This window comes from Saccharopolyspora sp. NPDC049426 (assembly GCF_040676935.1).
GTDB lineage: Bacteria > Actinomycetota > Actinomycetes > Mycobacteriales > Pseudonocardiaceae > Saccharopolyspora.
This window is the reverse complement of the sequence record NZ_JBFAPZ010000013.1, coordinates 178,740-191,342: the sequence shown is the minus strand read 5'-3', so window position 1 is coordinate 191,342 and position 12,603 is coordinate 178,740. Positions and strand designations below refer to the sequence as shown.

Below are 12,603 nucleotides of genomic sequence, written 5' to 3'. Positions count from 1 at the left end.
GCCGTGATGCACCGAACTGGTCCGGTTTTCCGCGCCCAGGGCCCCGGCCCGACCGGTCACGAGATTCCCGCGAGCACGCACCAGCCAGACCAAGTGCTCATCGTGCCCGGTCGGGCGGCCCACCCGGACCGCCGGTGCTACCCCCGAAGCACGGCCGAAACCGCATCGAGAACAGCCACCGCCCCTGCCTTGTCCAGCGGTTCGTTGCCATTCCCGCACTTTGGTGACTGAACGCAGGACGGGCATCCGGCCGGGCAGTCGCAGGAAGCGATCGCTTCCCGCGTCGCGGCCAGCCATGGGACCAATGAGGCGAAACCGCGGTCGGCGAATCCGGCTCCACCCGGATGGCCGTCGTGCACGAACACCGTTGCCTCCCCGGTGTCAGCGTGCAGAGCGGTTGAGACCCCGCCGATGTCCCATCGATCGCAGGTCGCGAACAGCGGTAGCAGGCCGATCGCCGCGTGCTCGGCGGCATGCAGCGCGCCGGGGATGCGCGCCGGTTCCAGCCCGGCGCCCCCCGGCGCGCTGCCCATCAACAAGTCCTGACCCACCGTGTACCAGACGGCGCGCGTGCGCAGCGTCTGCGCGGGCAGGTCCAGCGGAACCTGGTCCAGCACCTCGCCGGTCGGGCGTTTCCGCAGGTAACCGATGACCTGCGAGGTCACCTCCACCTCGCCCAAGTGCACCGTGACCCCGGCGCCGGTGTCGTGGCTCTCGACGGTGCGCAGCACGGAGATGTCCACGTCGTTGCGCGGCGAGGTGGTCCAGTCCGGGCTCTCCTCGTGGACCAGCGTGATGGCCGCGTCGAGGTCGAGCTCGTCGACGACGAAGGACTCGCCGCGATGCAGGTACACCGCTCCCGGATGCACCGTCGAGCAGGCGGAATCGGGATCCACCGTGCCGAGCATGCGCCCGGATTCGCCCTCGACGACGGCGATCGGCGGGCCGCCGGAGCCGCGCAGCTCGACGTTGCGGTGCGGGCGTTCCCGGGCGGTCCAGAACCAGCCGTGGGGGCGTCGCCGCAGCACGCCGTTTGCGGTCAGCGCCTCGACCGCTCGTCGCGCGGGTTCGCCGCCGAAGACCTCGAACGACTCCTCGGTCAGCGGCAGCTCGGCCGCGGCGCAGGCCAGGTGCGGCTCCAGCACGTACGGGTTGGCGGGGTCGAGCACGGTCGCCTCGACCGGCCGGGACAGCACGGCGGGCGGGTGGTGCACGAGGTAGGTGTCCAGCGGGTCGTCACGCGCCACGAAGACCACCAGCGCGCCGTCCCCGTCGCGCCCTGCGCGTCCGGCCTGCTGCCAGAACGAGGCGAGGGTGCCCGGGTACCCGGCGACGACGACGGCGTCGAGGCCGGAGATGTCGACCCCGAGCTCCAGCGCGTTGGTGGTGGCCACGGCTCGCAGTTCCCCGGTCAGCAGCGACCGTTCCAGCTCGCGGCGATCCTCGGGCAGGTACCCGCCGCGGTAGGCGGAGACCCGGTCCGGCAACGAGGAGTCCACTTCGGACAGCGCGCGTCGCGCGGCGAGCGCGGCGAGTTCGACACCGCGCCGGGAGCGGATGAAGGCCAGCGTGCGGGCGTCCTCGATGACCAGCTCGGTCAGGATCCGCGCGGCCTCCGTGCCGGCGTGCCGGCGGACCGGGGCGCCGTTCTCGCCGACGAGGTCGTCCAGCAGCGGCGGTTCCCAGAGCGCGACAGTGCGCGCCCCGCGCGGCGAACCGTCCTCGGTGATCGCCCGGCAGCGCGCGCCGGTGAGCCGTTCGGCGAGCTCCGCCGGGTCCGACACGGTGGCCGAGGCAAGCACGAACACCGGGTCCGAGCCGTAGCGGTTGGCTATCCGCCGGAGCCTGCGCAGCAGCAGCGCGACGTGCGAGCCGAACACGCCCCGGTAGGTGTGGCACTCGTCGATCACGACGTGGGTGAGCCTGCGGAAGAAGTGCGCCCAGCGCCCGTGCGACGGCAGCACGCCGAAGTGCAGCATGTCGGGGTTGGTGAAGATCCACCGGCCGTGCTGGCGCACCCAGTCCCGCTCGGCCTGCGGGGTGTCGCCGTCGTAGCTCACCGCGCGGAGCTCGGGGAGCTCCAGCTCGGAGATGCTGCGCAGCTGGTCGGCGGCCAGCGCCTTGGTGGGGGAGAGGTACAGCGCGGTGGCCTTGGGGTCGGCCAGCAGCTGCGAGATCACCGGCAGCTGGTAGACCAGCGATTTCCCGGACGCGGTGCCGGTGGCGACGACGACGTTCTCGCCGTCGTGCACCGCTTCGGCGCCCTCGACCTGGTGGATCCACGGTTCGTCCGCGCCGCGCGCCTGGAACGCCTCGACGAGCCGGGGCGGTGCCCACTTCGGCCAGTCGGCGGTCTGGGCGGGCCGGGCCGGGCGGTGCTCGACGTGCGTCACTGGTGACTCGTCGGCCGGGATCCCGGCGAGGACGCGGCGGAGCAGCCGCTGTCCCTTGTCCTCCTCGCGCACGTCGTTCAGCCTTGCACAGCTCTGATCGGCGCCCGCACAGGTGTTCCCCTCCGCGAGTCGGCTCATGTTCCACCTTCGGGGCAACTTCGGAGCGTGTTTCCGGGGGATGGACGCGTCCTCGCGGATCCCGCTGCGACACGCCATACCTCATGTCACCCGATCGGTCCAAATCGAAATATGTCCGAACAGGGGATCAAGTCCCTTCTGGATCGATTATTCGGTAACAGATCTGCACGTCGAGGAGAGTTGCGTATCACACCGTGAGGTAAGCCACTCGGGGTCTGAATAGACTCCCGGTTCACGACGTCGCCACGGACGGCCAGCGAACGATCACGGGCCGTACCGGGCGGGGCCGCCTACCGCGCATCGGGGCCCGGTAAGAGCGTGCGGGGCCGCCGGTGTGAGAACCGAGCACAACCCAGGAGGACGGATGTCCCTGCTCACCCCGGTCCAGCATGGCTGGGCCCAGGGCGCTGCACCACCGAGCTCGCAGTCCCGGATGGACCTCGCCCAGCAAGCCACCGGAATCGAGCTCGCAGGCATCGACTACGCAGTGGTCGGTGCCGTGATGGTCATCGCCCTCGCCGCACTGGCCTTCGGCTACGTCCTGATCAAGGAGGTGCTCGCCGCAGGGCAGGGCACCGCGAAGATGCAGGACATCGCCAAGGGCGTGCAGGAAGGCGCGTCGGCGTACCTGAACAGGCAGTTCCGCACCTTGGCGATCTTCGCGGTCGTGGTGTTCCTCGTGCTGTTCGCGCTGCCCGCCGAGACCATCGGCGAGCGCATCGGCCGATCTCTGTTCTTCCTGTTCGGCGCCGCGTTCTCGGCCACCATCGGTTACCTCGGCATGTGGCTGTCCACCCGCGCGAACGTGCGCGTGGCCGCCGCCGCCCGCGAGCCCGGTGAGGGCCGCGAGAAGGCGATGCGCGTGGCGTTCCGCACCGGTGGCGTGGTCGGCATGATGACCGTCGGCCTCGGCCTGTTCGGCGCCGCCCTGGTGGTGCTGGTCTACGCGGGCGGCGCTCCGCGCGTGCTGGAGGGCTTCGGCTTCGGCGCCGCGCTGCTGGCGATGTTCATGCGAGTCGGCGGCGGCATCTTCACCAAGGCCGCCGACGTCGGTGCCGACCTGGTCGGCAAGGTCGAGCAGAACATCCCCGAGGACGACCCGCGCAACGCCGCCACCATCGCCGACAACGTCGGCGACAACGTGGGCGACTGCGCAGGCATGGCGGCGGACCTGTTCGAGTCCTACGCGGTCACGCTGGTCGCCTCGCTGATCCTGGGCACCGCCGCGTTCGGCGCGCACGGGCTGCTGTTCCCGCTGATCGTGCCCGCGATCGGTGTGCTCACCGCGGTCGTCGGCGTCTACATCACCAAGGCCCGCACGGGTGAGAGCGCGCTGACCGCGATCAACCGCTCCTTCTACATCTCGGCGGGGATCTCGGCGGTGCTGTGCGCGATCGCCGCGATGCTGTACCTGCCCAGCACCTTCGCCGAGCTCACCGGCGTGTCGGAGGAGGTGCGAGCCACCCCGGGCAGCCCCGCGCTGGTCGCGCTGATGGCCGTGGTCATCGGCATCCTGCTGGCCGTGGTCATCCTGAAGCTGACCGGCTACTTCACCGCCACCGAGCACCGCCCGGTCCAGGACGTCGGCAAGTCGTCGCTGACCGGTGCGGCCACGGTGATCCTGACCGGTCTGTCGGTCGGCTTCGAGTCCGCCGTCTACACCGCGGCGGTCATCGCCGCGGCCGTGTTCGGCGCGTTCCTGCTGTCCGGTTCGCTGCCGGTGGCGCTGTTCGCGATCGCGCTGGCCGGTTGCGGTCTGCTGACCACCGTCGGCGTCATCGTCGCGATGGACACCTTCGGTCCGGTCAGCGACAACGCGCAGGGCATCGCGGAGATGTCCGGTGACGTCGAGGGCGAGGGCGCGAAGATCCTCACCGAGCTGGACGCGGTGGGCAACACGACGAAGGCGATCACCAAGGGCATCGCCATCGCCACGGCGGTGCTGGCGGCGACGGCGCTGTTCGGTTCCTACACCGACGCCATCGGCGCCGCGCTGGCCGACGTGGCCGGCGAGCTGTCTGCATCGGAGTTCCTCGTCTACGCGCCGAACGTCCTGGTGGGCGTGGTCATCGGTGCCGCGGTCGTGTTCCTGTTCTCCGGTCTGGCGATCAACGCCGTGTCCCGCGCGGCCGGTGCCGTGGTCTACGAGGTGCGGCGCCAGTTCAAGGACAAGCCCGGGATCATGGACGGCTCGGAGCGCCCGGAGTACGGCCGGGTGGTCGACATCTGCACCCGCGACTCGCTGCGGGAGCTGGCGACTCCGGGTCTGCTGGCGGTGCTGGCGCCGATCGCGGTCGGGTTCGGCCTGGGCGTCGGCCCGCTGGCCGGGTACCTGGCCGGTGCCATCGCCACCGGCACCCTGATGGCCATCTTCCTGGCCAACTCGGGTGGTGCCTGGGACAACTCCAAGAAGCTGGTGGAGGACGGCTACTACGGCGGCAAGGGGTCCGAGGCGCACTCGGCCACGGTCATCGGTGACACCGTCGGCGACCCGTTCAAGGACACCGCCGGTCCGGCGATCAACCCGCTGCTGAAGGTGATGAACCTGGTGTCGGTGCTGATCGCGCCGGCCGTGGTCTACTTCGCCGTCGGCGAAGCGGCCAACCCGGCGGTGCGGATCGGCATCGCGGTGGTGGCGCTCGCGGTGATCGTCGCGGCCGTGGTGATCTCCAAGCGGCGTTCGACCGCGATCGCGGACGAGCCCGCGGACGACAAGACGATCAACGGCGCTCCCGCCTAGATCGGCCTCCACGATGGGCGTCACCCGATCCGGGTGGCGCCCATCGCTGTGAGCAGGACGATCGCTGCGACGGGTGACCCCGGGTTCACCGGGAGGTGTGGCGGTACGAGAGAGTCCGAGCGCACAGCGAGAGCTACTCCGATCCATGTGAGGAGTTCGCAATGAGGTTCCGTGCGACGTCCCTCGCGGCGCTCGCGGCCATCCCGCTGGCCCTGAGCGCCTGCGGTGCGGCACCAGCGCCCGCGCCCGCCCCGGCTCCGCCGAAGGCGGCAGGCCCGGAAGGCATCGAGTGGGCAGGCCGGTTGTGCGGGCTGGTCAACGACTTCTCCGCGTCCCAGAAGAACTTGCCCGCGGTGGACAAGAGCAACACCCAGGCGATGAAGAACTCCGTGGTCGCCCGGCTCGACACGGCGAGCAAGACCGCCGATGACACGGTCCGCGGGCTGCAGGAGCTGCCGCCGTCCCCGATCGAGGGCGGTGACCAGGTCAACCAGGGCATCCGCGACGGCTTCGTCCAGATCCGCGACGTCCTGGTGGGCGCCCGCGCCAAGGCCGACCAGGTCGACCCGAACGACAAGCAGAAGTTCACCGAGGGCATGACCGCCCTGCAGACGGAGCTCCAGAAGAGCTCTCAGGTGGACCTCAACAGCAAGTTCGGCGCCTTGGAGAAGAACCAGCAGCTCGCCGGCGCGGCCAAGCAGGCCCCGGGCTGCAAACCGTTCTTCAACCCGGCCCCAGCCCAACCGGCCCCAGGCCAACCCGCCCCGGCCCAACCAGGCCAACCCCAGTAACTCTCCTGACCTGCGTGGACGTCACGATTTCAATGGAAATCAGGAACCGGAGTTCAGTGGAATTCGGTGCACCGATTTCCATTGAAATCGTGTCCACCAGGCGTCGGGACTCAATCGATCGGGTTACGTTGGTGGATAATCTCGAACTGCTGTTCTAGCATCCCGATCGTGGACCAGCTGTCCTTCTACTCGGCAGAGGCTCGGCGGGCGGACGTCGCCGACCTCGCGGGCATGCTGTGCGGACCCGGTCAGGCCGTGGGGTTCGGCCGCGGGACCGCGGCGCGGCTGTCGGTGGTCGTGGACGCCGAGTGGCGCGCCCGCTGCCTGCTCGCCGCCTGCTCCGAGCGGGGAGTGCAGGCCGAGCTCGGCCGGTCCGACGAAGGACGGCCGCTGGTCCGCACCGCGTTCCGCTCCGACCTCACCGGCTTGGCCGCGCACTGGCTGCGCGGCGCCGTGAAGTCTGTACCGTCGGGATTCGTGCCGGACGGTTGGGCGCTGCGCATCTGGGCGCTCGCGGCGGGCACGGCGGACCACAACGGCTACCGCCTCGGGCTCGACCCGCACGCTCCCGACACGCACGAGCCGCTCGCAGCGGCCCTGCGCGGCTGCGGCCTGCCGACCAAGACCGTCGGCGTCAGGGCGGGCGGACCGGCCCTGCGGGTGACCGGTCGCAGACGCCTGGCCAGGCTCGCCGAGCTGGTAGGACCGCTGCCCGATGGTGCGATCGAGGGAATGATCCCGCTCGTCTCCTGAGCGGGTTGACGCACATCACGCCAGGTCACGAAACGGAACACCTAAGTAACCCGATACGTTCGTACAACAGGACGTCGACGAATATCGACGTGTTATATGCAACCCTGTGCCTTCCCGGTGCGGCACGGCCAACCGTGCGGCGCGCACACTCCAGGGACACGAACGGATGGGCGCCGGGTGCAAGGGATGCTTCCGGAAGAAGAGAGCAGGTAAGCGTTGGCTGGGTCGACACGAACGAAGAAGGCCGGCGGCGGGGCCGGTCGGGCTTCGGGGTCTCCCAACGGGAACGGCTCCGCTACCCGGCGCTTGGTGATCGTCGAGTCACCGGCGAAGGCCAAGAAGATCGCCTCCTACCTCGGCTCTAACTTCATCGTGGAGTCCTCGCGTGGGCACATCCGCGATCTGCCGCGCAACGCCAAGGACGTGCCCGAGAAGTACAAGGGCCAGGCGTGGGCGCGACTGGGTGTCGACGTCGAGAACGACTTCGAGCCGCTGTACCTGGTGAGTGCCGACAAGAAGTCGACGGTCACCGAGCTCAAGGACGCCCTCAAGCAGGTCGACGAGCTCTACCTCGCCACGGATGGTGACCGCGAGGGCGAGGCCATCGCCTGGCACCTGCTGGAGACCCTCAAGCCGAAGGTCCCGGTCCGCCGGATGGTCTTCCACGAGATCACCGAGTCCGCCATCCAGGCCGCCGCCGCCAACCCGCGCGACCTCGACCAGGACCTCGTCGACGCCCAGGAGACCCGCCGCATCCTGGACCGCCTCTACGGCTACGAGGTCAGCCCGGTGCTGTGGAAGAAGGTCATGCCGAAGCTCTCGGCGGGCCGCGTGCAGTCCGTGGCGACCCGCGTGGTCGTCGAGCGGGAGCGGGAGCGCATCCGCTTCGTCTCCGCCGAGTACTGGGACATCGCCGCGACCATGGACGCCGGCCCGGACGCCTCGCCGCGTCGCTTCGGAGCCCGCCTGGTCTCGGTGGACGGCTCCAAGCTCGCCACCGGCCGCGACTTCGGTCCGGACGGGCGGCTGAAGAACTCCGACACCAAGGTCCTCACCGAGGCCGAGGCCCGGCAGCTCGCCGGGGCGCTGACCGACGCCCAGCTGCGCGTCTCCAGCGTCGAGGAGAAGCCCTACACGCGTAAGCCGTACGCGCCGTTCATGACCTCCACGCTGCAGCAGGAGGCCAGCCGCAAGCTGCGCTTCTCGGCGGACCGCACGATGCGCACGGCGCAGCGGCTGTACGAGAACGGTTACATCACCTACATGCGTACCGACTCCACGACGCTGTCGGAGACGGCGCTCGCGGCGTCGCGCAACCAGGCGCGCGACCTCTACGGCGAGCAGTACCTCTCGCCGCAGCCGCGGCAGTACAACCGCAAGGTCAAGAACGCGCAGGAGGCGCACGAGGCGATCCGCCCGGCGGGGGAGAGCTTCCGCACGCCCGGCGAGGTCGCCAACGAGCTGTCCAACGACGTCGACGGCTTCAAGCTCTACGAGCTGATCTGGCAGCGCACCATCGCCTCCCAGATGGCCGACGCGAAGGGCACCACTCTGTCGGTGCGCATCAGCGGCACCGCCACCAGCGGTGAGGAGTGCACCTTCGCCGCGTCCGGTCGCACCATCACCTTTCCCGGCTTCCTCAAGGCCTACGTCGAGGCCGTGGACTCCGAGGCGGGTGGGGTCGCCGACGACGCCGAGTCGCGGCTGCCGCAGCTCGCCCAGGACCAGTCGATCACGGCGCCGGAGCTGGAGCCCGACGGGCACACCACCAACCCGCCGCCGCGCTTCACCGAAGCGAGCCTGGTCAAGACGCTCGAAGAGCTGGGCATCGGCCGCCCGTCGACGTACGCGTCGATCATCAGCACCGTGCAGGAGCGCGGCTACGTGTGGAAGAAGGGCTCGGCCCTCGTTCCCTCGTGGATCGCGTTCGCCGTGGTGGGGCTGATGGAGCAGCACTTCGGCAGGTTGGTGGACTACGACTTCACCGCCGCCCTGGAGGACGAGCTGGACGGCATCGCGGAGGGGCGCGAGGAGCGCACCCGCTGGCTGGCCGGCTTCTACTTCGGCGGCGAAGTGGGTCCGGAGGACTCGATCGGCCGTGCCGGCGGGCTCAAGAAGCTGGTCGGTTCGTCGGTGGAGGAGATCGACCCGCGCGCGATCAACTCGATCCCGATGTTCGACGACGAGGACGGGCGGACCATCTACGTCCGCGTCGGCCGCTACGGGCCCTACCTGGAGCGGACGCTGGAGGACGAGACGGCGCAGCGGGCGAACCTGCCCGACGACCTGCCGCCGGACGAGCTGACCGTGCAGATCGCCGAGAAGCTGTTCGCCACTCCGATGGAGGGCCGCAGCCTGGGCACCGACCCGGAGAGCGGTCACGAGGTCGTCGCCAAGGAAGGGCGCTTCGGTCCGTACGTGACCGAGGTGCTGCCGGAGGGCGACAAGTCCAAGCCGCGCACGGGCAGCCTGCTCAAGTCGATGTCGCTGGACACCGTGACGCTCGACGACGCGCTGAAGCTGCTGTCGCTGCCGCGCGTGGTGGGCACCGACCCGGAGTCGGGCAACGAGATCACCGCGCAGAACGGCCGCTACGGCCCGTACCTGAAGAAGGGCACGGACTCGCGGTCGCTGGAGACCGAGGACCAGATCTTCTCGATCACCCTCGACGAGGCGCTCAAGATCTACGCGCAGCCCAAGCAGCGGGGCCGTCGGGCCGCCGCCGCGCCGCTGCGCGAGCTGGGCGAGGCTCCTGACACCGGCAAGGCCCTGGTGATCAAGGACGGCCGGTTCGGCCCGTACGTCACCGACGGCGAGACCAACGCGTCGCTGCGCAAGGGCGACGCGGTGGAGGAGCTGTCGATGGACCGCGCCGTGGAGCTGCTGGCGGAGCGCCGGGCCAAGGCTCCGGCGAAGAAGAAGGCTCCGGCGAAGAAGTCCACGGCGTCCAAGTCGACCGCCTCCAAGTCGACCGCCTCCAAGTCGACCGCGTCCAAGAGCACGGCGGCGAAGAAGACCACCGCGTCGAAGTCCACCGGCACCAAGACCGCGGCGTCGAAGTCGACGGGCACCAAGACGGCGGCCAAGAAGTCGACGTCGTCGAAGTCGACCACCTCGAAGTCCTGACCGCGGAGTCGGTGCGGCATCGTAGAGTCGTGACCCGATAGCTCGGCACGAGGGAGTTGACGCGATGCGCACCGGCGCTCCGGAGGTACCCGCGACCGGGGTCTGGGCGGAGGTCGTCGGCCAGCCCGACGCCGTCGGCACCCTGCACGCGGCGGCCGACGCGGCGCGTCGGCAGGTCCGGGGTGAGCCGGTGCCGCCTGGTGCGATGACGCACGCGTGGTTGTTCACGGGCCCGCCGGGTTCCGGTCGTTCGATCGCCGCTCGTGCCTTCGCCGCCGCCCTGGAGTGCGAGGATCCCGAGACTCCCGGATGCGGGAAGTGCACCGCCTGCCGCACGGTCCTGCACGGCACCCACGCGGACGTGAAGCTGGTGGTGCCGGAGGGCCTGTCGATCTCGGTGGCCGAGATGCGCGCCCTGGTGCAGGCCGCCGCGCGGCGCCCGAGCACCGGGCAGTGGCGCGTGGTGCTCATCGAGGACTCCGACCGGCTCACCGAGGGCGCGGCGAACGCGCTGCTCAAGGCGGTCGAGGAGCCGCCGCCGCGCACGGTGTTCCTGCTGTGCGCGCCGTCCGACCACCCCGAGGACGTCTCGGTGACGATCCGCTCTCGGTGTCGCGTCCTGCAGTTGCGCACGCCCCTGTCCGGCGCGATCGCCGAGGTGCTGCGCGAGCGCGACGACATCGAGCCGCAGCTGGCGGAGTGGGCGGCGGAGGTCTGCGGCGGGCACATCGGTCGCGCCCGTCGGCTGGCCACCGACGAGCTGGCCCGCGAGCGCCGCGAGTCGGTGCTGCGCATCCCGCTGGGCCTGCAGCGCTTCGCCGACGTGTTCACGGCGGCGTCCGGACTGGTCAAGCTGGCCGAGACCGAGGCGGTCACGGCGAACGAGGATCGCAACGAGTCCGAGCGCGAGGAGCTCAAGACCGCGATGGGCGCGGGCGGGACCGGCAAGGGCACGGCGTCGGCGACCCGGGGCGCCAACGCGGCGTTGAAGGAGCTGGAGAAGCGCCAGAAGTCCCGCACCACCCGCTCCCAGCGGGACGCCCTGGACCTCGCCCTGGTGGACCTGGCTGGTTTCTACCGGGACGTCCTGGTGACCCGCACCGGTTCGCAGGCGGTCCTCAACCACCCGGATTTCGCCCGCGCGTCGGCGAAGGCGGCTGCGGAGTGGACGTCGGAGTCCACCTTGCGCCGGCTGGAGGCGGTCCTGGAATGCCGCACGGCCCTGACCCAGAACGTCAAACCGCTGATCGCGGTCGAGGCCATGCTCGCCACCCTGTTCACCGGGTGATCCGTCCGGTCAGTGCTTGGCGTTCCGGCGGGGCAGTGCTGCGACGAGGATCGAGCCGAGGAGCAGCAGTCCCGCGCCGGTCCAGAAGATCGGGACCGCGAAGTAGCTGCCGCTGGTCAGCGCGAGCGGTTCGGTGCGCGCCTGGTGGTAGGCGGCCGGTGTGGCCTCCGCTCCGCCCGCGGCGCCGGCGACGGGGGGATCGCAGTTGACCCCGCCCGCGGGAGCCGCGGCCCGCGCGACCTGCTCGCCGAAGGAGATCTGGGCAAGTGCGGTGGGCAGTCCCAGCTTGGTGCCGTCGAGCAGCTTGAGGTCGAAGAGCCTGGCGGTGCCGCGGATCTCGTTGCCCATCGCCTCCCGCTTGAGCTCGCCGAGGCTCAGCCGCAGCACGCCGAGGTCCAGAACCCGTTGGTCCAGGCCGGGGATCGCGGGGATCGGCACGTCCGCGGTCGGGTTCGCCGCGTCGAGCACGGCGATCTCCCGGCCGCCCTGGCTGATGCGCAGCACCGGGGCGGAGTGGTCGACGCGGGTGGTGGCGGGATCGCCGGTCGCGGTGGCGACCACCACCGGCCGTCCCACGACGTCGACCGAGATCTCCTGCGGCGAACCGCTGAACAGCTTCACCTGCGAGATCTGCAGCTCCGACGTCGAGGTCACGGCCTTGCCGGTCTGCCCGGGGACGTCGGCGAGCCGCACGCTGGAGCGCGCCTCGGCGATCGACGGGACCTCCAGCACGGAACCGCCCAGCCCGGGGACCTGGTCGAGCGCCGAACCGGAGGCCATCGAGTAGCGCGCCTCGGACAGCGGAGCCACCCCGCACGGCCCGGTCTCCTGGTTCCACCGCGCGTGCACGGTGCCGTTCAACCCGCTGAGCCTGACCAGCTGGTCGGCGGGGGACGACGGCGGAGTCAGGGCGCTGGTGGTCGGCGCATCGTGGTCGGACAGCGCGTTCTGCGAGAGACCGCCCGGGACCTGCGGGACGTAGCCCATGATGCCGACGCCGAACGGCGAGGCCTCGGCGACGGAGTGCTCGTGGGCGAGGTAGGCCTCGGAGTTCACCTGCGCCAGGGCGCGGCCCATGCCGGCTTCGAGCACGGCCTGCTTGGGCAGCTTGCTCTCGAACTCCGGGTCGTTGAAGAACGCGTCGCCGGGCGCGGTCTCGGGCAGCAGGCGCACGATCCCGAGCATCGTCCCGGCATCACCGATGACCGGCCGCGGGATGTCCTCCTGAACGCGCCCGGGAGGTTGGTTCGGGTCCTGCGGCCGCGGCGTCGGTGTCGTGGGGTACGCGCTCTGCGCGATCGCTGCGGGCATCGACATCCCGGCGATCGCCATGGTGATCGCCGCGCAGGCGCACAGCCGACGAAAGGCGCGCAT

At 70.6% G+C, this 12,603-nt stretch carries 7 protein-coding genes; 5 read left to right on the top strand and 2 right to left on the bottom strand.

Annotation, left to right across the window (positions count from 1 at the left end; translation table 11 throughout):
* Positions 1-137: 137 nt before the first annotated feature.
* Complete coding sequence (locus AB0J78_RS26515) at positions 138-2,531, bottom strand: DEAD/DEAH box helicase (protein WP_363793528.1); 2,394 nt, start codon at positions 2,529-2,531, stop codon at positions 138-140.
* 364 nt (positions 2,532-2,895) lie between these two features.
* Here AB0J78_RS26515 and AB0J78_RS26510 point away from each other — a divergent pair, with 364 nt between their 5' ends.
* The 5 genes from AB0J78_RS26510 (at position 2,896) to AB0J78_RS26490 (ending at position 11,229) form a co-directional block, all read left to right on the top strand.
* The gene (locus AB0J78_RS26510; RefSeq protein WP_363793526.1) at positions 2,896-5,271 is read left to right on the top strand and encodes a sodium-translocating pyrophosphatase; all 2,376 of its coding nucleotides are present in this window, start codon (positions 2,896-2,898) and stop codon (positions 5,269-5,271) included.
* Between the two features lie 161 nt (positions 5,272-5,432).
* A complete protein-coding gene (locus tag AB0J78_RS26505) occupies positions 5,433-6,062 on the top strand; it encodes a hypothetical protein (protein WP_363793524.1) in 630 nt (209 codons plus the stop codon).
* Between the two features lie 168 nt (positions 6,063-6,230).
* Complete coding sequence (locus AB0J78_RS26500; protein WP_363793522.1) at positions 6,231-6,815, top strand: hypothetical protein; 585 nt, start codon at positions 6,231-6,233, stop codon at positions 6,813-6,815.
* Positions 6,816-7,121: 306 nt separating this feature from the next.
* Positions 7,122-9,941 (top strand): type I DNA topoisomerase, encoded by a 2,820-nt coding sequence (topA, locus tag AB0J78_RS26495; protein ID WP_363793520.1) that lies wholly within the window; start codon positions 7,122-7,124, stop codon positions 9,939-9,941.
* Between the two features lie 64 nt (positions 9,942-10,005).
* Positions 10,006-11,229 carry a DNA polymerase III subunit delta' gene (locus AB0J78_RS26490; protein WP_363793518.1) on the top strand — a complete coding sequence of 408 codons (1,224 nt, stop codon included), beginning with the start codon at positions 10,006-10,008 and terminating at the stop codon, positions 11,227-11,229.
* Between the two features lie 9 nt (positions 11,230-11,238).
* Here AB0J78_RS26490 and AB0J78_RS26485 read toward each other — a convergent pair whose 3' ends face one another.
* A complete protein-coding gene (locus tag AB0J78_RS26485) occupies positions 11,239-12,603 on the bottom strand; it encodes a hypothetical protein (protein WP_363793516.1) in 1,365 nt (454 codons plus the stop codon).

What these genes read in the sequence shown, in the direction of transcription:
- AB0J78_RS26515 (WP_363793528.1), bottom strand. Translation starts at nt 2,531, where the DNA reads ATGAGCCGACTCGCGGAGGGGAACACCTGTGCGGGCGCCGATCAGAGC.
- AB0J78_RS26510 (WP_363793526.1), top strand. Translation starts at nt 2,896, where the DNA reads ATGTCCCTGCTCACCCCGGTCCAGCATGGCTGGGCCCAGGGCGCTGCA.
- AB0J78_RS26505 (WP_363793524.1), top strand. Translation starts at nt 5,433, where the DNA reads ATGAGGTTCCGTGCGACGTCCCTCGCGGCGCTCGCGGCCATCCCGCTG.
- AB0J78_RS26490 (WP_363793518.1), top strand. Translation starts at nt 10,006, where the DNA reads ATGCGCACCGGCGCTCCGGAGGTACCCGCGACCGGGGTCTGGGCGGAG.
- AB0J78_RS26485 (WP_363793516.1), bottom strand. Translation starts at nt 12,603, where the DNA reads ATGCGCGCCTTTCGTCGGCTGTGCGCCTGCGCGGCGATCACCATGGCG.